17 protein-coding genes are annotated in these 20,463 nt (G+C 62.8%); 7 read left to right on the top strand and 10 right to left on the bottom strand.

Features of this window, described 5'->3' with window-relative positions; all coding sequences use genetic code 11:
* Nucleotides 1–8: 8 nt before the first annotated feature.
* Nucleotides 9–1,139, top strand: a complete 1,131-nt coding sequence (mnmH, locus tag KW821_RS10730) for a tRNA 2-selenouridine(34) synthase MnmH (protein WP_218291436.1) — start codon at nt 9–11, stop codon at nt 1,137–1,139.
* Complete coding sequence (locus tag KW821_RS10735) at nt 1,133–1,777, top strand: MBL fold metallo-hydrolase (protein ID WP_218291437.1); 645 nt, start codon at nt 1,133–1,135, stop codon at nt 1,775–1,777. Before mnmH ends, KW821_RS10735 begins: the two co-directional genes overlap by 7 nt.
* A gap of 119 nt (nt 1,778–1,896) precedes the next feature.
* On the opposite strand, the gene rplY is transcribed toward KW821_RS10735, so the two are convergent.
* The 5 genes from rplY to KW821_RS10760 form a co-directional block, all read right to left on the bottom strand.
* Complete coding sequence (gene rplY, locus KW821_RS10740) at nt 1,897–2,184, bottom strand: 50S ribosomal protein L25 (protein WP_042654790.1); 288 nt, start codon at nt 2,182–2,184, stop codon at nt 1,897–1,899.
* Nucleotides 2,185–2,355: 171 nt separating this feature from the next.
* On the bottom strand, nt 2,356–3,198 hold the full coding sequence (locus tag KW821_RS10745) for a hypothetical protein (RefSeq protein ID WP_218291488.1): 843 nt from the start codon (nt 3,196–3,198) through the stop codon (nt 2,356–2,358).
* A gap of 73 nt (nt 3,199–3,271) precedes the next feature.
* Complete coding sequence (gene hrpA, locus KW821_RS10750; RefSeq protein WP_218291438.1) at nt 3,272–7,159, bottom strand: ATP-dependent RNA helicase HrpA; 3,888 nt, start codon at nt 7,157–7,159, stop codon at nt 3,272–3,274.
* 176 nt (nt 7,160–7,335) lie between these two features.
* Complete coding sequence (locus KW821_RS10755; protein WP_218291439.1) at nt 7,336–7,758, bottom strand: CBS domain-containing protein; 423 nt, start codon at nt 7,756–7,758, stop codon at nt 7,336–7,338.
* An 83-nt stretch (nt 7,759–7,841) separates the two neighbouring features.
* The gene (locus tag KW821_RS10760) at nt 7,842–8,912 is read right to left on the bottom strand and encodes a LuxR C-terminal-related transcriptional regulator (protein ID WP_218291440.1); all 1,071 of its coding nucleotides are present in this window, start codon (nt 8,910–8,912) and stop codon (nt 7,842–7,844) included.
* Nucleotides 8,913–9,361: 449 nt separating this feature from the next.
* Here KW821_RS10760 and KW821_RS10765 point away from each other — a divergent pair, with 449 nt between their 5' ends.
* Nucleotides 9,362–10,684: a YjiH family protein gene (locus KW821_RS10765; RefSeq protein WP_218291441.1), complete on the top strand. Its 1,323-nt coding sequence runs from the start codon at nt 9,362–9,364 to the stop codon at nt 10,682–10,684.
* Between the two features lie 87 nt (nt 10,685–10,771).
* Here the strand turns inward: KW821_RS10765 and KW821_RS10770 are convergent, their stop codons facing one another.
* Nucleotides 10,772–11,638, bottom strand: a complete 867-nt coding sequence (locus KW821_RS10770; protein WP_218291442.1) for a pirin family protein — start codon at nt 11,636–11,638, stop codon at nt 10,772–10,774.
* Between the two features lie 118 nt (nt 11,639–11,756).
* Here KW821_RS10770 and KW821_RS10775 point away from each other — a divergent pair, with 118 nt between their 5' ends.
* A complete protein-coding gene (locus KW821_RS10775) occupies nt 11,757–12,665 on the top strand; it encodes a LysR family transcriptional regulator (protein WP_218291443.1) in 909 nt (302 codons plus the stop codon).
* A gap of 435 nt (nt 12,666–13,100) precedes the next feature.
* The gene (locus KW821_RS10780; protein WP_256353432.1) at nt 13,101–14,318 is read left to right on the top strand and encodes a trypsin-like serine protease; all 1,218 of its coding nucleotides are present in this window, start codon (nt 13,101–13,103) and stop codon (nt 14,316–14,318) included.
* A 119-nt stretch (nt 14,319–14,437) separates the two neighbouring features.
* On the opposite strand, the gene KW821_RS10785 is transcribed toward KW821_RS10780, so the two are convergent.
* The 4 genes from KW821_RS10785 to KW821_RS10800 form a co-directional block, all read right to left on the bottom strand.
* Nucleotides 14,438–14,767 carry a YbaB/EbfC family nucleoid-associated protein gene (locus KW821_RS10785; protein ID WP_042654799.1) on the bottom strand — a complete coding sequence of 110 codons (330 nt, stop codon included), beginning with the start codon at nt 14,765–14,767 and terminating at the stop codon, nt 14,438–14,440.
* A 115-nt stretch (nt 14,768–14,882) separates the two neighbouring features.
* Nucleotides 14,883–17,492, bottom strand: a complete 2,610-nt coding sequence (gene dnaX, locus KW821_RS10790; protein WP_218291445.1) for a DNA polymerase III subunit gamma/tau — start codon at nt 17,490–17,492, stop codon at nt 14,883–14,885.
* 182 nt (nt 17,493–17,674) lie between these two features.
* Nucleotides 17,675–18,220 carry an adenine phosphoribosyltransferase gene (gene apt / locus KW821_RS10795; RefSeq protein ID WP_042654801.1) on the bottom strand — a complete coding sequence of 182 codons (546 nt, stop codon included), beginning with the start codon at nt 18,218–18,220 and terminating at the stop codon, nt 17,675–17,677.
* A gap of 132 nt (nt 18,221–18,352) precedes the next feature.
* Nucleotides 18,353–18,730 carry a YbaN family protein gene (locus KW821_RS10800; protein ID WP_042654802.1) on the bottom strand — a complete coding sequence of 126 codons (378 nt, stop codon included), beginning with the start codon at nt 18,728–18,730 and terminating at the stop codon, nt 18,353–18,355.
* 233 nt (nt 18,731–18,963) lie between these two features.
* Here KW821_RS10800 and dusC point away from each other — a divergent pair, with 233 nt between their 5' ends.
* Together dusC and KW821_RS10810 are read left to right on the top strand one after the other, a co-directional pair.
* Nucleotides 18,964–19,908, top strand: a complete 945-nt coding sequence (gene dusC / locus KW821_RS10805; protein WP_218291446.1) for a tRNA dihydrouridine(16) synthase DusC — start codon at nt 18,964–18,966, stop codon at nt 19,906–19,908.
* 96 nt (nt 19,909–20,004) lie between these two features.
* Nucleotides 20,005–20,373 (top strand): RNA polymerase-binding protein DksA, encoded by a 369-nt coding sequence (locus tag KW821_RS10810; protein ID WP_042654804.1) that lies wholly within the window; start codon nt 20,005–20,007, stop codon nt 20,371–20,373.
* Nucleotides 20,374–20,463 lie beyond the last annotated feature (90 nt).

Consider the following 20,463-nt stretch of genomic DNA (forward strand, 5'->3'; position numbering starts at 1 on the left):
GATGCACGATGAGTGAACTGCCACTCGCCACGGACCTGGCCGGGATCTTCTTGCAGGATGTGCCGCTCATCGACCTGCGCGCGCCCATCGAATTCAAGGAGGGCGCCTTCCCCACTGCCGTCAGCCTGCCGCTGATGACGGACGAGGAGCGCGCCAAGGTGGGCACCTGTTTCAAGCAGCAGGGCCAGGCCGCCGCCATCGCGCTCGGCCACAAGCTGGTGGGCGGCGCGGTGCGCGCCGAGCGCCTCGAGGGCTGGCTGGCCCAGTTGCGCCAGCAGCCCGATGCCCTGCTCTACTGTTTCCGTGGCGGCCTGCGCTCGCAGACGGTGCAGCAGTGGCTGCACGAGGCCGGCGTCACCCGTCCGCGGGTGGCCGGGGGCTACAAGGAGCTGCGCCGCTTCTTGATCGACACCCAGGACAGGGCCGCGACCGAGTGCCACTGGACAGTGCTGACCGGTATGACCGGCTCCGGCAAGACCCATATGCTGGGCCAGGTTGCCCAGGCGGTGGATCTGGAGGGGCACGCCCATCACAGGGGCTCCTCCTTCGGCCAGCTGCCGGGCGGCCAGCCCAGCAACATCAACTTCGAGAACAAGATCGCCATCGAGCTGCTCAAGCGCCGTCACCGGGGCGAGCACGCCTTCGTGGTGGAGGACGAGAGCCGTCTTATCGGCCGCTGTGCCCTGCCCCATAGCCTCTATGAGGCCATGTGCCAGGCACCGCTGGTGGTGGTGGATGTGCCGCAAGAGGAGCGGGCCGAGCAGATCCGGGTCGATTACGTGCAGGATCTCTGGCAGCGCTACCAGGAGATGTACGGCGCCGAGGAGGGCTGGCCGCTGTTTGCCGGCTACCTGACCGATGCCCTGGCGCGCCTCAAGAAGCGGCTCGGGGACAAGGATCATCGCGAACTGGATCAGCTGATGCAGGCGGCCCTCTGCGAGCAGGCCGGCAGCGGCCACACCGAGCTGCACCTGGCCTGGATCCGCCTGTTGCTGACCCGCTACTACGATCCCATGTATCTCTATCAGCTCAACAACAAACGGGAGCGGATCCGCTTTCGGGGCGACAAGCAGGCCTGCCTCGCCTTCTTCGCCGAGCAGCAGGCCGCAGAGGCCAATCAGGAGACCCCAGCATGTTGAAATTCGAGGTGATCCCGGTCACCCCTTTCGCCCAGAACTGCTCCCTAGTCTGGTGCGACGAGACCCGCCAGGCGGCGCTGATCGATCCCGGTGGTGAGACAGACAAGCTGCTGGCGGCCATCGCCCGGCACGACCTGGTATTGGAGAAGATCATCCTGACCCACGGTCATCTGGATCACGTGGGGGGCGCCGACCAACTGCGCGAGCAGAGCGGGGTCAAGATCATCGGACCCCACAAGGAAGACGCCTTCTGGCTCGACATGCTGCCCCAGCAGAGCCAGATGTTCGGTTTTCCCCACACCCCCGCCTTCAGCCCGGACGGCTGGCTGGCGCAGGGCGACAAGGTGACAATCGGTAACTGCGAGCTGGAGGTCTATTTCTGCCCCGGCCACACCCCGGGCCATGTGGTGTTGCTCAGCCAGGCCGAGCGGCTCGCCTGGGTCGGCGATGTGCTGTTCGCCGGTGGCATCGGCCGCACCGACTTTCCCCGTGGCGATCACTGCACCCTCATTCGCTCGATCACCGAGACCCTGCTGCCCCTTGGCGATGACATCGTCTTCGTGCCGGGCCACGGCCCCAGCTCCACCTTCGGTCGCGAGCGGGTCAGCAATCCCTACCTCACCCAGCCGGTCTGGTAGAGAGGCAGACGACCAAAGGGCGACCCGCGGGTCGCCCTTTTTCATGGCCGCTACAAGAACGCCAGAATGCAAAAAGCCACTCCGAAGAGTGGCTTCTTTATTCAACCGGATCGACGCGATTAGACGCGAACGAAGTCCAGGTGAACCAGCTTGTAACGTACCGGGTGACGCTGGATAGCCTTCACTTTTACGTTAACTTCTTCGCCGTTGATGACCATGGTCAGTACGGACTCGTAGAATTCCGGCTTTTCTTGGGCCAGTACTACTTTTTTGTGGTCCAGGGTGATGGACAGAGCTTCTTTGCCTGCACCGTAGATGATGGCAGGAACTTGGTCAGCGTGACGCAGGCGGCGGCTCGCACCTTTCCCCAGGTCAGAACGGACTTCAGCTTGGAATACGAAAGACATAGTGGTTATCTCTTTTAAGATGAATTTATGGTGTTGACTGCGACCGGTCAGCACCTCGCAAAACGAGCGCGAATACTAGCATGGGGTCATAGCGGATACAAGCCGCGAACCGTGCGGGATCCCCCGAGCCTTCCCATCAGACGAACTGTCGCGGCGGCGGACCCTGGGCGATCAGTGCCCCTGCTCCAGCCGGGCAAACTGTTGCTGGCGCTGAGCCGGGCTCATGGCATCGAACTGGGCCAGGGTCTCGGCCCGCGGGCAATAGAGGCTCTGGCCGGCCCGCACCTGGATCCCCTTGCCCATGCTGGTCCGGTTCTCCGCCACCAGCGCCAGCAGATAGCTGTAGGTATCGGCCCCGGCCTGGGCTCCCTGCCCCACCAGCTGGCTCGCGATGCGCCAGAGGGTCTCCCCCGCCACCACCTGATGGCAGAGCCGCGACTCGCCTCCCGCCGCCGGCGCAGACAGGGTCAGGGTGGTCGCCTCGACCAGCTGGCTGACAGCCGCGATCTGCACTGCGGCGGCCCGCTCGGACGCCTGCGCGCCCAGGGCGCCATGACGCATCAGGCTGGCCAGCAGGGGCTCTGTCTGTGTCGTCCGGCCCCTTGCCGCGTCCATTCCCGGCAGCGAGAACTCGGCGATAAAGGGAGCACTGCTCCCCTCATCCCATGACGAGGGGGCACTGGCGAGTTGACTGACCGCTTGATGGGGCGCCATGCCATAGGCCATCTCGTCGATGCGCTTGAGGCGCGCCAGATACGCCTTGGAGAGCTGGGCCTCCCCCTCAAACAAGTCGAAAGGAGGCACCAGCCGGGCGGGGAACAGGACTTGCCAATGGCCGTTCTTCTTCTTCTGTTCCAGCGGCGGGAACTGGTTGCCCCGCCAGGCCACGAAGATGGGGGGCACGGCGCGGTGCAGCGGATAGTATTCCGGATTGAGCTGCACCCAGGTTTGCTCCGCAATGGGTTGATAGCCGCTGATGTTGACCAGCGCCACTCCTAACCAGATCCCCAGCATCACCACCTCCCCTCGCTCTCTTCGCCCAAGCATTCCGTCACATTATGGCGCAGAAAAACAGCAACATAGCAACTTAGCATTGGGCTATCGCATTCAATACCCGCTTGTCGGAGACCGGATAAGGGGTCCCCAGCTGCTGGGCGAAGAAGGAGACCCGCAGCTCCTCGATCATCCAGCGGATGTTGGCCACCTCGGCCGGGATCGGCTGGGATTTCGGGATCTTGGCGAGCAGCGCCTTGTAGTCGGCCTCGACGCTCTGCACCTTGAGCATGTAGACCCGGTCGCGATTGGGATCGATGGCCAGCTTCTCCATCCGCCGCTCGATGGCGCGCAGGTAGCGCAGCAGGTCCGGCAGCCGCTGCCAGCCGGTCTCGGTCACGAAGCCCTTGTGGATGAGCTTGTCAAGCTGCAGCTGGATGTCGGACATGGCGAAGGCGGTATCGAGCTGCATCTTGCCCTTGAGCCTTTTTTTGATCTCGTGGGACAGGGTCAGCACGGTTTCCACCTGACTCGCGACCTCCACCACGGCATCGTTGAGCTCGGCGCGCACGAACTCCTTGAGCGCCTCGAAGCCCGCCTCATCCCAGGCCAGGCCACCGTGGCGCTCGATCAGCTTGTCACAGCCACAGGCGATGCAGTCGTCGATAAGCTCCGCCACCTTGCCGAAGGGGTTGAAGTAGAGGCCGAGCTTGGCCTTGTTCGGCAGCTTCTCCTGCAGGTACTTGATGGGGGATGGCACCCCCAGCAGGATCAGCCGACGCTGGCCGCTCCACATCAGCTGCTGCTGGGCCACCGGGCTCTCCACCAGCTGGATCGCGACCGAGTCTTTCTGATCGACCAAAGCCGGATAGGCCTTCACCTCGAAGCCGCCGCGCTTCTGGCTGTACTCCTTCGGCAGCTCGCCAAAGCTCCACAGGGTGAGGCCGGACTGCTCGATGTCGTCATCCGCCACCTGGGACAGGGTCTCCTGCACCTTGCCGCGCAGGGATTCCTTCAGCGCCTCCAGATCCTTGCCCTCCGCGATGGGCTTGTGCTTGTCATCCAGCACCCGGAAGGTGAGTTTCAGGTGATCGGGCACCGCCGACCAATCCCAGGCCTCGCGCGGCACAGTCACCCCTGTCATGCGCCGCAGCTGGCGCTCCATCTCGTCCAGCAGCGGCCCCTGCTCGGGGTTGATACTGGCGAGCAGCGCATCGGCATAGTTGGGGGCCGGCACGAAGTTCTTGCGCATCGGCTTTGGCATCGACTTGATCAGCGCCACCAGCAGCTCGTGGCGCAAGCCGGGGATCAGCCACTCGAAGCCTTTCACCTCCACCTGGTTGAGCAGCGGCAGCGGGATGTGCAGGGTGACACCGTCGGCCGCCTCCCCAGGCTCGAACTGGTAGCTCAGCTTGAGCTTGAGCCGCCCCTGCAGCCAGAAGTTCGGGTAGTCGAGATCGCTGATGTGGGCCGCATCCCCCTTCATCAGCATCTCCCGCTCGAAGTTGAGCAGTTCGGGATCCTGCTTCTGCGCCTCCTTCCACCACTTGTCGAAGTGACGGCTGGAGATCACCTCCTGGGGCAAGCGGGCGTCGTAGAAGCGGAACAGGTCCTCGTCATCCACCAGGATGTCGCGGCGGCGCGACTTGTGCTCCAGCGCCTCCACCTCGGCCAGCAGCTTGCGGTTCTCGCCGAAGAAGCGATGGCGGGTCTCGAAGTCCCCCTCCACCAGGGCGCGGCGGATGAACAGCTCGCGGCACAGGACGGGATCCAGGGTGCTGAAGTTGATGAGCCGCTCGTTGACCAGGGTCAGGCCATAGAGGGTCACCTTCTCCTTGGCCATGACGGCGCCGTTCTTCTTCGACCAGTGGGGGTCGCTGTGGTGCAGCTTGATGAGGTGACCGGCCAGCGGCTCCACCCACTCGGGCTCGATGCGACCGTTGATGCGGGCATAGAGGCGGGAGGTCTCCACCAGCTCGGCGGCCATCACCCACTTGGGCGGCTTCTTGAACAGGCCGGAGGCCGGGAAGAGGTGGAAGCGGCCGTTGCGGGCCCCCAGAAACTCCGGCTTCTCCAGATCCTTGTTGCCGATGTGACTGAGCAGGCCGGTCAGCAGGGCGCAGTGCACCGTCTTGAAGTCCGCCGGCTCCGAGTTGCTCTTGAAGCCCAGCTCTTTCACCGTCTGGCGCAGCTGGAAGTGGATGTCCTGCCACTCGCGCACCCGCAGGTAGGAGAGAAACTCCTTCTGGCACAGGCGGCGGAACGGGTTGCTGCCCAGCAGGTCTTGCTGCTCTTTCAGGTAGTTCCACAGGTTGACGAAGGCGAGGAAGTCGGACTCTTTGTCCTCGAAGCGGCGGTGCTGCTCGTCGGCGGCCTGCTTCTTCTCCATCGGCCGCTCGCGGGGATCCTGGATGCTCAAGCCAGCGGTGATCACCATCACCTCGCTCAGGCAGCCGGTCTGTGCCGCCGTGATCACCATCTTGGCGAGTCTGGGATCAAGCGGGATGCGCGACAGCTGGCGGCCACTCTCGGTCAGCTGCAGCTTGGGCTCCTGCTCGCGGCTGGCGGGCAGCTCGCGCACCGCCTCCAGCTCCTTGAGCAGGGAGAGGCCGTCCTTGATGTGGCGCGATTCGGGCGGCTCGACGAAGGGGAAGGCCTCCATGTTGCCAAGGCCCAGCGCCAGCATCTGCAGGATGACCGAGGCCAGGTTGGTGCGCAGGATCTCGGGATCGGTGAAGGCGGGCCTGTTGTTGAAATCTTCCTCGCTGTAGAGGCGGATGCAGATACCGTCCGCGACCCGACCGCAGCGCCCCATGCGCTGGTTGGCGCTGGCCTGGGAGACGGGCTCTATGGGCAGACGCTGCACCTTGGTGCGCCAGGAGTAGCGGCTGATGCGGGCGGTACCCGGATCGATCACATAGCGGATGCCCGGCACCGTCAGCGAGGTCTCCGCCACGTTGGTGGCGAGCACGATGCGCCGGCCGGCGTGCTGCTGGAACACCTTGTTCTGTTCGCTGTTGGAGAGGCGCGCGTAGAGCGGCAGCACCTCGGTATCGCGCAGGTTGAGCTTGCGCAGGGCGTCGGTGGTGTCGCGGATCTCCCGCTCGCCGTTCATGAAGATGAGGATGTCCCCCAGCCCTTCGCGCGCCAGCTCCTCGACCGCATCGAAGATGCCCTGCAGTTCGTCGCGATCCCCCTCACCCTCCAGCAGCGGCCGATAGCGCACCTCCACCGGGTAGGTACGACCAGACACCTCTATCACCGGCGCCTGGTTGAAGTGATTGGAGAAGCGCTGGGGATCTATGGTGGCCGAGGTGATGATCACCTTGAGATCCGGCCGCCTCGGCAGCAGCTGCTTGAGGTAGCCCAGGATGAAGTCGATGTTGAGGCTGCGCTCGTGGGCCTCATCGATGATGATGGTGTCGTACTGGGTCAGCATGCGATCGTGCTGGATCTCCGCCAGCAGGATGCCGTCGGTCATCAGCTTGATGTGGGTCTGCTCGCTCACCTGATCGGTGAAGCGCACCTTGTAGCCCACGTACTGGCCGAGCTCGGACTGCATCTCCTCGGCGATGCGGGCCGCCACGGTGCGGGCCGCCAGCCGGCGCGGCTGGGTGTGGCCTATGTAGCCTTTCACCCCGCGCCCGAGCGCCAGGCAGATCTTGGGGATCTGGGTGGTCTTGCCCGAGCCGGTTTCGCCGGCGATGATCACCACCTGATGCTCACTGATCGCCTTGGCGATCTCGGCCTGCTTCTGGCTGACCGGCAGGTTGGCCGGGTAGGTGACCTTGGGCACCCCCGCCAGGCGGGAGCGATAGCGCGCCTCGGCGCTGTCCAGATCGGCGGCCAGGGTCTCCAGCACGGCGGTCTGTTTGCCCTCAGGCAATTTCTTGACCCCGTGCAGGCGACTGGAAAGGCGACGGGCATCAAGATTCATGCAGGCAGAGAGACGGCGGCGCAGCGCCTCGATAGAGAGAGACAAGGTACAGATTCCTTATAGAAAGCCCGCGGGGGGCCATATCGATAGCTGGGGAGATCCTAAAGAGCGGGCGGGAGCGGTGCAAGCCTTAAAGCGTGCCGAGTCCGGATAAGCGCAATGGTACGGATGAAAAGAGCAGGCACCCGGCCTGCTCCTGATGACGAATGTCGAGCCGGGCGTCAGCCCCTGGCCTGATGCACGAAGCAGGTGCCCAACTGGGCATGGATTGCCTGCATCACGTTGTGGCGGCTGATCACCCCGAGCAGGCGCCCCCCCTCCACCACCGGATAGATCTTGGGTTTCTGGCCCATCATCATCTCCGCCAGCTCCAGGATGCTGGTGTCGGGTCCGACCGCCAGCACCTCCTTGCGCATCACATCCTTGACCTGGGCCACCTGCTCGCAGTGATAGGCCTCTTTCAACATGACGGCGATGCAGTCCTGCTCTGACACCCAGCCGATCAGATGGCCCTTGGCATCCACCACAGGGCCACCGAGCTGGTGGCTGTTGAGAAACTTGGCGACCGCCGTCTGCACCATCATGTCCGCGCCGAACGTGATAGGCCTGGTCTGCATATAATCCTTCGCCTTGAGTGATTCCATGACGCTTCCCCCACAGGCCTCCCGGGCGGGAGGCGCAAGCCGGGCACTATGTCCGGCTCACTCCAAGCATAGCTGGCGGCACCTCAGGAGATGGATTGCAGCAGCAGCAGAAGCTCGTTCTGGCTGTGGCAGTCGGTCTTCTTGAACACCCCCTTCAGGGTGGAGCGGACTGTCTCAACCTTGACTCCCCGCAGCTCGGCGATGTCGTTGCTGCTGTAGCCCTTGCTCATCAGCACCAGCAGCTCCTTCTCGCCTATGGTGAGGGGATAGAGGCTGGCCAGCGCCTCGATATCCGGGTTGAAGGAGTGCTCGGGATCGCGCAGCACCACCTCGACATAACGCTCGAAGCGGCTGAGCCCACTCATCAGGGTGCACTGGATCAGCAGCGGCCTTAAATTGGCCTGACGGGGAATGGACATATAAGCGCTCGCCCCCGGCAACAGATAGGCAAAGCCATTCAATATCTCCTTGAGCTGGCGTTGCTGCTCCTTATTTTGCAGCGAGAAAATACCATTGATCGCCCGCAGCTCCACATTTTCATCGGAGATCCGGTTAAACGCCACATTGGAATAATGAATATGGCCTTTGTCATCGATGATGGCACTGGGCTTATTATGGTTTTTCACCAGCTGTTGCAGCTGATAGTTCTGAGTTTCCAGGGCCAGCAGGTTCCAATAATGCTGACTCCAGGCGGCCAGGCCGGAATAGATCTCGGTCAGGGAGGAGAGATCCTGGGCACTGAAGTCATCCTGGGCCGCGCCGCGATAACTGCACAGGCTGCTGAGGCCGCGCCCCTTCACCCGGCAGACGCCGCCCGCCGCGAACTGGGCGCCAAAACTGGCCAGCAGGCCGGCGGAATTGGAGATGGCGTTGGCGCTCACGATGCCCTGGCAGCCCTTGTCCAGGTAATGGTTGAACCACACATCCTGGCGATGGTGCTGCACATAGAACTGCTGCTGCGCCTCGCTCAGGCCGCTGGAGAAGAGCTTGATACCGTCGCTCTTGTCATCATCCCGCAATAAGAACAGGGACGAGCTGCCGGACAGGTCGGAGCGAAATTGGTCCACCACCAACTTAATGTCAGAGTCATTAATACCGCACTCGTATAACTGGCTGATATACGGCGATATCCTTTCTTTTTCTAATGCCTTCACACCCGAACTCCCAATTCTTATTTTTATTGAAGTGGCATCTTACTCTGCAATGGGAAACTCGAAAAGTAGTCAAATGAACAAAGGTTTTATGACCAATCCATAAATAGTAATGAAAAAAGTACCCATGAATGAAGGGACGGGAAATTTTTAAATCCAAGCTAATGTTTCATATTGCTTTTGTCGTTATACCACCAGGTTTGTCCCGCGCCTTTTTCCAGGCGCTGCGCATTACCCTCCCCCCGGCAGCCATTTTTTCTCCTCCTGCTGCACCCTGGGTCTCCACCCCTGCCTCCCCCTGCCAACAACAATCAAACCTCATACGAGACCTAAATTAACCAAATGTTGCATCTTTGTTTATTTATTGCTTCCCTTTCGGCCTTGGATGGATATTGTATATACAATTTCACACCACAGAAGGAGTTGCCCCATGGGGATCACAAGGAGGACAAATGGAACCTGAGCAGGTACTCACGGCGCCCGTCAAACCGGGGGTAGGCATCAAGCTGCTGGCGACCAGTGTGTTGGGCATCGCCATCTTTTTCGTGCCCTTTGAACTGGCGGGACGCAGCACCATACTGGTGGATCACCTGGCCGGATTCCTGATGGTGCAGCGTCCGCTCGCCCTGGGGCTGATCCTGCTGCTGATCGCCTATGGCGCCATCACGCCCCTGCTGGACGGCCGCTGGCGGGCCCGCCCCATCGACCGGCTGCTGAGTCTGTTCAAGCTGCTCGGGCTGGTGCTGGCCGTCATGTATGTGGCCGGCGTGGGGCCGGCCTGGCTGATGACCCCGGATCGGCTACCATTCCTGTTCGACAAGCTGGCCATGTCGGTGGGCCTCATCGTCCCCATCGGCGCCATGGCCCTCACCTTCCTGCTCGGCTTCGGCCTGCTCGAGTTTATCGGGGTGCTGATGCAACCCGTGATGCGGCCGCTCTGGCGTACCCCAGGCCACTCCGCCATCGATGCGGTCGCCTCCTTCGTCGGCAGCTACTCGGTCGGCCTGCTCATCACCAACCGGGTCTTCCTGGCGGGCAAGTACACGGTGCGGGAGGCCGTCATCATCGCAACCGGCTTCTCCACGGTGTCGGCCGCCTTCATGATCATCGTGGCCAAGACCCTCAACCTGATGGAGCACTGGAACTTCTACTTCTGGTCCACCCTGGTGATCACCTTCGTCATCACCGCCATCCTGGCTAGGGTGCCCCCCATCTCCGGCATGGCGCACCACGGCGAGACCGATGAGCCCCTGCCCGCCGGCAAGAGCCGCTGGCAAGCCGCGCTGGATTCGGGGCTGACCCAGGCCAACCAGGCGGACCCCGTGCTGCGCCAGCTCAAGGACAATCTCAAGGATGGGCTCTACATGGCGGCAGCCGTGGTGCCCACCATCTTGTCGGTCGGCCTGCTCGGGCTGTTGCTGGCGCAACACACGCCGCTGTTCGATCTACTTGGCTGGCTGCTGTGGCCCCTGACCTGGCTGCTGGATCTGGGCGAGCCGCTGGTCACGGCCAGGGCGCTCGCGGCGGGGCTGGCGGAGATGTTCCTGCCCGCCATCCTGCTCAAGGACGCCGATCTGCTGGTGCGCTATGTCGCGGCCGTGGTGTCGGTGAGCTCGGTGCTGTTCTTCTCCGCCTCCATCCCCTGCGTCCTGGCCACCAAGATCCCGGTGAGCCTGGGCCAGCTGGTGATGATCTGGCTGCTGCGCACCCTGCTCGGCATCATATTGGCCGCGCTCTGTGGCCGGCTGGCAATGACGCTGGGCTGGCTGAGCTAGTCCCCGTTACCACCAGTCAGAAACAAACAAAGCGCCATCAGGCGCTTTGTTTGTTTTATCCGACGACATCAAGCACGCCGCTGAGGATCAATGGGCGATATTGGCGAAGCGTCCACTGTTGAAGTCATCGATCGCCTGAGTGATCTCCTCCTGCGAGTTCATGACGAAGGGGCCATAGCCCACGATCGGCTCATCGATGGGTTCACCGCTGAGCAGCAGCAGCACGGCCCCCTCGCGGGTCTCAAGCTGGAGGTCACTGCCGCGGGGATCCAGCAGCACCAGCTGTGCCTCGCCCGCCTCCTCCTGACCATTGATGCACACCGATCCCTTGAGCACCACTATGGCCGTGTTCCAGCCATCGACCGCGGGGAGCGCCAGGCTGGCCCCGGCCTTGAGCCGCAGATCCCAGACGTTCATGGGCGAGAAGGTGCGGGCGGGCCCCTGCCGGCCGGCGTAGTCGCCGGCGATGAGGCGCACGCTACCCGCCCCATCGGGCAAGGCGACCTCGGGGATGCTGTCGCTGCGGATGGCCTGATAGCCCGGTGCCGACATCTTGTCCCTGGCGGGCAGATTGACCCAGAGCTGTACCATGTCGAGGGTACCGCCCGCACGGGTGAAGGCCTCCGAGTGGAACTCCTCGTGCATGATGCCGGCGGCGGCGCTCATCCATTGCACGTCGCCTGAGCCGATCACGCCGCCCTGCCCGGTCGAGTCGCGGTGGGCGACCTCCCCCTCATAGACGATGGTGACCGTCTCGAAGCCGCGGTGTGGATGCTGACCCACGCCACGGGCATGGTCGCCGGGCTCGAATTCCGCCGGCCCGGCCCTGTCCAGCAACAGGAAGGGGCTGAGCGCCTTGCCGTGGCTGTGGTACGAGAACAACGAACGCACCGGGAAACCGTCGCCAACCCAGTGTTGGCGAGGTGCACTGTAGATACCGATAACTTTTTTCATGATGCTCTCCAAGGTTGCCGCTCCGAGATGGTGGCGTTGGATACAGTCTGCATATAGAACGATATTCGCGGTAGGCGTATTATTTGACGTCAGAGTCCTATTTTGTGAACGATGAGCGATGCAACAAGACCTCAACGATCTCTATTACTACGTCCAGGTGGTGGATCACGGCGGCTTTGCCCAGGCCGGCAGGGCGCTCGGCATGCCCAAGTCCAAGCTCAGTCGCCGCATCGCCATGCTGGAGGAGCGGCTGGGGGTGCGGCTCATCCAGCGCTCGACCCGCAGCTTCACTGTCACCGAGCTGGGCCAAGCATATTATGCCCGCTGCCGCGCCGTGCTGGTCGAGGCCGAGGCGGCCCAGGCCGTGATTGAATCCACTCATCAGGCACCTTGTGGCCTGGTGCGGATCTCCTGTCCGCTCGACCTGCAGCATGCCCATGTCGGCAGCATGCTGGTGGCGTTCGCCCTGCAGTACCCCAGCGTCAGCGTGCAACTGATCGGGGTGAATCGGGCGGTCGACGTGGTGGCCGAGGGGCTGGACATGGCGATAAGGGTGCGGCCGCTGCCGCTGGAAGACAGCGATCTGGCCATGCGGGTGCTGGGCCATGCGAACCAGTACCTGGTCGCCAGCCCAACCCTGCTCGAGCGGCATGGGGTGCCACGGGCCCCCGCCGATCTGCTGTCCTGTCCCAGCCTGGGGCACGGGCCCAGCATAGAGGGTCATCACTGGACGCTGCAGGGGCCGGAAGGGGCACAGGTGAAGCAGCATCACAGCCCCCGTTTTGTGGCGACCGACATGCAGACCCTGCGCCAGGGGGCGATCGACGGCGTGGGAGTGGTACAGCTGCCCGCCATGATGGTGCGGGAGCCCCTGGCGGACGGCCGGCTGATCCGGCTGCTGCCGGACTGGGCTCCTCGCCGGGAGGTCATCCACGCCGTCTTCCCCTCGCGCCGTGGACTGCTGCCCTCAGTTCGCGCCCTGATCGACCATCTGGTTGACTGCTTCAGGCCGCTGGAGGAAGAGTAAGCCCAGGATAAATGCCCACCTTTCTCTATCTGGGCCAGCGCGGCCCTCGTCAGGAGAGACTGGGAACTGGGCGGCTGGCCACCCTTACCCCACGTCCTCCCGCCACGCCGGCACTCCTGCGCGCACCCTTATATGGCGATCTTGGCCCGGCGCGGACAACGCACACCCGAGCGGTGAATTGATATAGTTCAGAATAATAAGCGGCTGGCCAGAGTAACCAATTTTCCTGCGGGCTGAAATTGCCATGCAATATATATAAGCATCATTTTCAGAACATTTTATACACTATCAATGACAGCATCATTGAATGAATAAACAAATATTTAAAACCACCTCACCGATCACGATATTCAAATGACCCACCGCTGTATTATTTAATACATTCGCAGATTCATTATTAATAACAAAAGAGACAGTAATATGCTCGATACCAGCATGAAAACATTATCGCTGACCATGTTGTCATTATTTGTATCCGTAGCCCATGGGCAACAAGCCGCTGTGCCGCGTATTCTCGGCGGGACCACCACCCCGGCGCCCAGCTGGATGGTAGCCATCGGCAACGACAGCGACGGTCAGTGGCGCAATTACTGTGGCGGCACCCTGATTGCCAAGGACTGGGTGCTCACCGCCGCCCACTGTCTGGAAGAGGCCAAGCTCGACGGCATGCAGGTGGCCATCGGGGTGAGCGATCTCAGCAAGCCTCATGCGCGCATCAGGGTCGATCAGATCATCATGCATGACACTTATCTCAGCGGCTTTCTCAGAAATATCGGTACCGGCCATATGGAGGCCGACTCGGATATTGCGCTGCTGCACCTGAATACCGCCAGCAAAAATAATACCCTGCCCATCTCCGCCAAGGAGACGCCCGCGGATTATAATAACGGCTCTCGTTTTTCGGCCTGGGGATATGGCGGAATTAATCCCAACGCCAGCCTCGCCAGCCCGCAATTACTGAGAGTCGAGCTGGCATTTCAGGGTTTCAGGGATCGCTGGATGTATGACAATACCCAGACTCATATCTTCGCCGGGAATATAGCCGGGCAGGATACCTGCCGGGGTGACAGTGGCGGTCCCCTCACCGACCAGAGCGGCCTCGTCGGCATTACCAGCTATGGCAGTCAACGCTGCGGCCTGGGACAGCCAGGGGGCTATACCTTCGCGCCCCTGTTCAGAGACTGGCTGGCCGAGAAGATGAACGCCGTCAGCCTCACCAGCCATCAACTGGTTGCCCTACCCGCCGGCCAGCACAGCTGGGTCAGCTATACGGTGCTCAACGGATCGGCCGAGGCGATCACCCTGAACGGCGCCACCACCGACGCCCCGGCCATGCGAAACGAGTGCCCGTCCGTGCTGGCGGCAGGCGAGCAATGCCGCATCAAGCTGCGCTTCGATGCGAACTTCACGCCGGACACCTATCAGCTCTACCGGTTGAGACTCAACGCCACCCAACCCAATGGGGCCAGCCAGCGTCTCGATGCAAGCCTCATCGCCGTCACCACCCCGCGACGCGAGACCGATGCGGCCATCGCCGGCGGTTCCTCGTCCGGCACTGAGTCGCACAACGCCTCGACCACCTCCTCCGGTGGCGGCAGCATAGGGCTGCTCGGCCTCCTGTTGTTGCCGCTGGCATGGCGCCGCAGAACCTGAGTTCCCCCACAGTTACCAAACGCTGATCAATAAAAAGGCCAGAGCATGGCTCTGGCCTTTTTCATTCTGGTTCCCCTCGAGCCGCAAGATAGCGCGGTCGCAAGGGTGAACCCACTGGCTTAGAACGGCATCTTGAAGCCCGGGGGCAGTTGCATGCCACCGGTCAGCTCGCCCATCTTGCTCTTGTTCTGCTCTTCCACCCGGCGAACGGCATCGTTCACTGCGGCGGCGACCAGATCCTCGATCATCTCCTTGTCATCTTCCATCAGACTCGGATCGATCTCGATGCGGCGCACGCTGTGGCTGCCGGCCATGGTGACCTTGACCATGCCAGCACCGGCTTCACCGACTACTTCCATCTGGGCAAGCTGCTCCTGCATCTTCTGCATGCGCTCTTGCATCTGTTGGGCCTGTTTCATCAGGTTACCCATTCCACCTTTACCAAACATAGGTCGTCTCTCGTCTTGAAATCCGGCATCCAGCGCCGGGCTGTGGGTTTGTCTGTCCTGAATATGGGGACAGCCACGCTGCGTTTCAACCGGGAGCGGGCTCCCGGCATGGGATTTAGCGACTCAGCGGCTCAATGCTCTCTGGGTGGAGCACGGCCCCGAATCGCTGTTGTAGAAATTGTACGTTGGGATCCTCGGCCAGATCCCGGCTCACCTGCTCACGCACCCCCAGATAGAGGCGGTGCTCGATCTCGAGCGGGGTCTCCCGCGCCGGATCCGTGCCCAGCGTCACCTCGACGCGCACAGACTCTCCAAGCTCTGGGCCTATGATCTCGGCCAGGTCGGCAAGGGCCCGATCGCTGACCAGATGGCGCTGCTCGGGTTTGAGGATAAGCGATACCCGCTCCCCCTGCCGGGTCATCACCGAGTTGATCGCCAGCTGGCGCAGCCGGCCACCGACCCCGGTGCGGGCGATGAGCTCGGCCCAGGGATCGCCGCAGTTGACCAGCAGGGAGGATGGAATAAGCCTCGCGACCTCCTCCCCCTCCTCCGGCTGGGCTTCGCTCTCCAGCTCATCCCAGTCGATGGTTTCCATCAGGGGTGCCGCTGGCTGCAATTCGCTTTGCTCGGCGGCGGGCACCGGCATCGGCGCGACTGCCAGCGCGACAGAGGTAGGCGTGTCGATTTTCGCAGCGGGCATCCCATCCAGATCCCAGGGGGGCAGATCGTCCGGGTTGGGACGCGCCCTTTGCGGGGCAGTCTGCTGCTGGCTGGGGGCCGCTCGAGCCATTGGTGGAGGGGCCACGGGGGCCATAGTGGGGGCAGTGGCAACGCCGTCGCCAAAGCCCTGGCTCAGGTACTCTTCGTAATCGTTGCCACCGTCCTCATAGGCATCGAGCGGCGGCAGCTCATCATAGTCCATCTGGGGCGCGGCATAGGCAGGCACTGGAGCCGCAGGCTGCCTGGCAGCGGCGGCCGGAGTCGCCGGTTGCACCTCGGGACGCTGGGGCGCCGCCGGCTTGGTCGGTGCCACCCGAGGGGCAGTGGTCGTCGCCCCGGGCTCAGCCCGCAGCCGGCTGCGCAGCAGGTTGCGCTTGCCCAGCAGGCTCTGCATGCTGGAGGCCGCCGACGGGGCGGCCTCCAGCGCCGGAGTGACGGCCAGGGGCTCCGGGGCGCTCGCCGGCAGAGGCTCATCATTCGATGGCTCTGGCTGAGGCGGCTCCATCGGCGCCGCGTCATCGGTAGCCACCAAGGCATGAGCCTGGTCGAGTGACTCGGGCCTGGCCGCCGGCGCCTCATACCCCATCCGCTGCGCCTCGTGCAGCAGCTCGTCCTGCTCGGCAAACAGTTGCGCACTCGGCTCATCGTCGAGGCTGTCCTGCTCGCTGGCATCGACCGCTGCGGCCGTGACGGCGGGTGTTTCTTCCATGGCCGCGGCCTGCGCCGCTACGGCGACCGGGGCGCTAGTCGGCGCAGCCGGTCGGACCGGCGTGGCGACGGCCTGGTTCGGGGCTGGCTCAGCCCCGTGGGGCTTTCCCAAGGGGGCCGGTGCGGCCTCCCTCCCTGCGGCAGGCATGGCCACAGGGAGTCCCGCCATGGACGGGGGCAAGGCCGTCAGGTTGGCGGGGTGCAGCGGCTCACGGCGCGGCGAGAACGCCAGCATCCGCAAGCAGGTCATCTCGAGGGCGGTACGGCCATCCGGCGCCCAAGGCAGATCCTTGCGTCCCCCCAGCACTATCTGATAGCAGAGCTGCACCTCTTCCGGGCTCATGGCCCCCGCCAGCTGCAGCAGGGCATCGGCATCCGCCCCCTGCTCCTGCACGCTGGCAGGCAACAGCTGCGCCATGGCGACGCGATGAAGCAGGGCTTCCAGCTCGGCGTGGAGCTGGTCGAAATCCGGCCCCAAGGTGGCGATCTCGGTGATCTTGGCCATGGTGGCCGGGGCATCCTGGCGCAGGATGGCCTCCAGCAACTGGTGCAGATGATGGTGGTCGAGCGTGCCCAGCATGGTCAGCACGCTGTCGAGACGCACGCTGCCGTTGCCATGGGCCAGCGCCTGATCGGTCAGGCTCAGGGCATCGCGCATGCTGCCATCGGCCGCCTTGGCCAGCGCCAGCAGGGCCCGCGGCTCGAACGGCTGACCCTCCTGATCCAGCACCCACTCCAGCTGCTTGGCGATCTGGCTCTGATCCAGACTCTTCAGATGGAACTGCAGGCAGCGGGAGAGGATGGTGATGGGCAGCTTCTGCGGATCCGTGGTGGCCAGCAGGAACTTCACATAGGGGGGCGGCTCTTCCAGGGTCTTCAGCAGCGCGTTGAAGCTGTGCCGGGACAGCATGTGCACCTCGTCGATGAGGTAGACCTTGAAACGGCCGCGGGCCGGGCGGTACTGCACGTTGTCCAGCAGCTCGCGGGTGTCTTCCACCTTGGTGCGCGACGCCGCATCGATTTCCAGCAGATCGACGAAGTTGCCCTGGTCGATCTCGCGGCAGGTATCGCATACGCCGCACGGGTGGCTGCTGATCCCCTGCTCGCAGTTGAGGCTCTTGGCCAGAATGCGGGCAATGGTGGTCTTGCCGACTCCACGGGTGCCACTGAGCAGATAGGCGTGATGCAGCCGTCCCTGATCCAGGGCATTGGTCAAGGCGGTCAGCACATGTTGCTGGCCAACCACTTGTTCAAACGTATGGGGGCGCCATTTACGCGCCAGAACCTGATAGCTCATAGATCTCGATGCTGGGAAAACGAGGCATTGAGGCAGGATGCTAACACAAATGCAGGGCGGTCTGTATCGGCTATCGGCCGCTTGGGGAGGGATCGCTTGATTTTCAAACCGGTGCCGCTGGGGCACCGGTTTGGGGGCGAACGGCAGACGGACGAAGCCTGCACGCCGCGCTGGCGGGAGCCTTACTCGCCGGCCAATTCGACCAGTGAAACCACCTTGATGCCGGCCGCCGTCAGGCGGGCATCGCCCCCCAGAGACGGCAGGGAGATGATGAAGGCCGCATCGGCCACTTCACCACCGGCACGGCGGATGAGCTTGACGGTCGCATCGACGGTGCCACCGGTGGCCAGCAGATCGTCGACCACCAGCACCTTGTCACCCGGCACTATGGCGTCGGTGTGCAGTTGCAGGGTGTCGGTACCGTACTCGAGGGCATAGGACTCCTCGATCACGGCGCGGGGCAGCTTGCCCGGCTTGCGCACCGGCACAAACCCCAGGCCCATGGCGAAGGCGACAGGCGCACCGAAGATGAAACCGCGGGCCTCGGTGCCGACGATCTTGGTGATCCCTTGATCACGATAATGCGCAGCCAGCAGATCTATGGTGGCCTTGAAGGCCTCGGCGTTCTCGATCAGGCTGGTGATGTCGCGAAACAGTATGCCCGGCTTCGGATAGTCGGGGATGGTCTTGATGCTCGCTTCGATAAATTTCAGGGTATCCGGATTCATTATTTGACCGCTTATTTTTTGAGCCCTGATGTGGCGTCTCTTGCGATGCCGCCAGTGGGCAATAAAAAGGCCCGTCATGCAAAAAATGACAGGCCGACTCCATAGCATTATTGCCGCAATAGCTTAGGGATTTCACTTCTCCATTGCAACTGGCTCCAGCACCGGCAGGCGCATTAACCAGGTGAGCAGGATCACCATTATGGCAACCAGCAGCAGGCGCACCCAGGGCATGGGTACCACCAGCAGCGACACCGAGAAGGAGAGCAGAATGAAGATGATGGCGCGGCGCCGGGCATGACGACGGATGCCACGATACTGCTGCCAGTCGACGATGGGCGGCCCGAACCAGGGATGGGCCAGCAGCCAGCGATGGAAACGGGGGGACGAGCGGGCAAACAGCGCCGCCGCCAGCAACATGAATGGCGTGGTCGGCAGCAGGGGCAAGACGATTCCGACTATGCCCGTGGCAAATGCTGCCCAGCCAAGGGCCATCAGACACCAACGCTTCATTCGTACTCCTTTTCAGTGCATCTTCGCCTAGCCTAGCAGAGTTGCCCCAGACGCCGACAGCGTCTCCTTCTTCTCTCTTCTCCCTGTTTTGGACGGAGCGCTACCTCCTCGCCCCCATACCATCTGTCTTTGGCCGATCTCCCCTGCCCCCACCGTGGGCAAAAGGCTGACAGCTTCACCTATTCCCTCTACAATCTGCGCTCTTTTTTCTCCCCTTGTCTTCGGAAGCAGCTATGCGCGTTATTTTGGCCCCCATGCAGGGGGTGCTGGATCACCTGATGCGGGAGGTACTCACCTCCGTCAATGATTACGACCTCTGCGTCAGCGAATTTATCCGGGTCGTCGATCAGCTGCTGCCTGCCAAGGTGTTCTATCGTCTCTGCCCCGAGCTGCGCCAGGATGGCAAGACCCGTGCCGGCACCCCGGTGCGGGTGCAGTTGCTGGGCCAGCACCCCGAATGGTTGGCCGAGAACGCGGTGCGCGCCATCGAGCTCGGCTCCCCCGGGGTCGATCTCAACTTTGGCTGCCCCGCCCCCACGGTGAACAAGAGCAAGGGCGGCGCCGTCTTGCTCAAAGAGCCCGAGACCATCCACCGCATCGTCAAGGCGGTGCGCGAGGCGGTGCCTGCCCATCTGCCGGTGAGCGCCAAGATCCGCCTCGGTTACGATGACAAGGAGCTCTACCTGGACAATGCCCATGCGGTCCATCAGGCAGGGGCCGACGAGCTGGCGGTGCATGCCCGCACCAAGCGCGAAGGCTACAAGGCGCCGGCGCACTGGGAGTACGTGGATGCCATCCGCCGCGCCCTGCCCATTCCGGTGACCGCCAATGGCGAGATCTGGCACCATGCCGACGCGCTCGCCTGCGCCAGGGTCTCCGGCTGTGATGCCCTGATGGTGGGGCGCGGCGCCATCTCCCTGCCCAATCTGGCCAACGTGATGAAGACCGGCTGTGCCCACATGAGCTGGGCCGAGGTGCTGCAGCTGATGGTGGGTTATACCGAGCAGGATCTGGCGAGCGAGAAGGCCGACTACTACCCCAGCCGGATCAAGCAGTGGTTCAGCTACCTCAAGCGTGAATACCCCCAGGCCGACCTGCTGTTTCGGGATATTCGTCTGCACAAGGAGACGGGACCTATCCGGGAAGCATTGCTGCAAGCCGCGAAAACTGTGATCTAACCGGCCTTTACTTGACTCATGTCATCTTGATAAACCACTCGATTCCCTATACTGACCGAGTTTTATAATTCGTCTGTGGGGGCTGTTGTGTGTGAAATGACGCAAGCCCAGTTGGCCGAATGGCGTGAGCGCCTGCAGGCCGACTGGGCGCATGTAAGAGAAGAACTGATAGGTCAGCTCAAGGCCTGTCGGCGTGATGAATGGGCGGAGAAGGTGGATCATTGTGAGCATGATCAGCTGGTGGAGTTGACCAGTCGCCTCGACTTGCCGAAGGTAGAGCAGAGCGTGGCGCACCTCAAGCGGCTCGACGCGGCGCTGTGCCAGATGGACTTGGGTCTCTATGGCCTCTGCTCCGATTGTGAGGAGCCGCTGGCCATTGCCCAGCTCGAGCAGGATCCAACCCTGCAACGCTGTCCCCGCTGTGAGACCCGCTATCGCAAGGGATTCCACGCCCACGAACTCTGATAAGGGTGCACCTCAGTGCATCCTCTCTTCCTGATTGACCAAAATATCCCGCCGTTACCCGCAGCCTGACTGCCGAGCATGATGAAACCG

Source organism: Aeromonas sp. sif2416 (genome assembly GCF_019218665.1).
Classification (GTDB): domain Bacteria; phylum Pseudomonadota; class Gammaproteobacteria; order Enterobacterales; family Aeromonadaceae; genus Aeromonas; species Aeromonas encheleia.

Excerpts from the sequence above, each read along its gene's own strand:
- mnmH (WP_218291436.1), top strand. The coding sequence starts at position 9 with ATGAGTGAACTGCCACTCGCCACGGACCTGGCCGGGATCTTCTTGCAG.
- KW821_RS10735 (WP_218291437.1), top strand. The coding sequence starts at position 1,133 with ATGTTGAAATTCGAGGTGATCCCGGTCACCCCTTTCGCCCAGAACTGC.
- rplY (WP_042654790.1), bottom strand. The coding sequence starts at position 2,184 with ATGTCTTTCGTATTCCAAGCTGAAGTCCGTTCTGACCTGGGGAAAGGT.
- KW821_RS10745 (WP_218291488.1), bottom strand. The coding sequence starts at position 3,198 with ATGCTGGGGATCTGGTTAGGAGTGGCGCTGGTCAACATCAGCGGCTAT.
- KW821_RS10755 (WP_218291439.1), bottom strand. The coding sequence starts at position 7,758 with ATGGAATCACTCAAGGCGAAGGATTATATGCAGACCAGGCCTATCACG.
- KW821_RS10765 (WP_218291441.1), top strand. The coding sequence starts at position 9,362 with ATGGAACCTGAGCAGGTACTCACGGCGCCCGTCAAACCGGGGGTAGGC.
- KW821_RS10770 (WP_218291442.1), bottom strand. The coding sequence starts at position 11,638 with ATGAAAAAAGTTATCGGTATCTACAGTGCACCTCGCCAACACTGGGTT.
- KW821_RS10775 (WP_218291443.1), top strand. The coding sequence starts at position 11,757 with ATGCAACAAGACCTCAACGATCTCTATTACTACGTCCAGGTGGTGGAT.
- KW821_RS10780 (WP_256353432.1), top strand. The coding sequence starts at position 13,101 with ATGAAAACATTATCGCTGACCATGTTGTCATTATTTGTATCCGTAGCC.
- KW821_RS10785 (WP_042654799.1), bottom strand. The coding sequence starts at position 14,767 with ATGTTTGGTAAAGGTGGAATGGGTAACCTGATGAAACAGGCCCAACAG.
- dnaX (WP_218291445.1), bottom strand. The coding sequence starts at position 17,492 with ATGAGCTATCAGGTTCTGGCGCGTAAATGGCGCCCCCATACGTTTGAA.
- apt (WP_042654801.1), bottom strand. The coding sequence starts at position 18,220 with ATGAATCCGGATACCCTGAAATTTATCGAAGCGAGCATCAAGACCATC.
- KW821_RS10800 (WP_042654802.1), bottom strand. The coding sequence starts at position 18,730 with ATGAAGCGTTGGTGTCTGATGGCCCTTGGCTGGGCAGCATTTGCCACG.
- dusC (WP_218291446.1), top strand. The coding sequence starts at position 18,964 with ATGCGCGTTATTTTGGCCCCCATGCAGGGGGTGCTGGATCACCTGATG.
- KW821_RS10810 (WP_042654804.1), top strand. The coding sequence starts at position 20,005 with ATGACGCAAGCCCAGTTGGCCGAATGGCGTGAGCGCCTGCAGGCCGAC.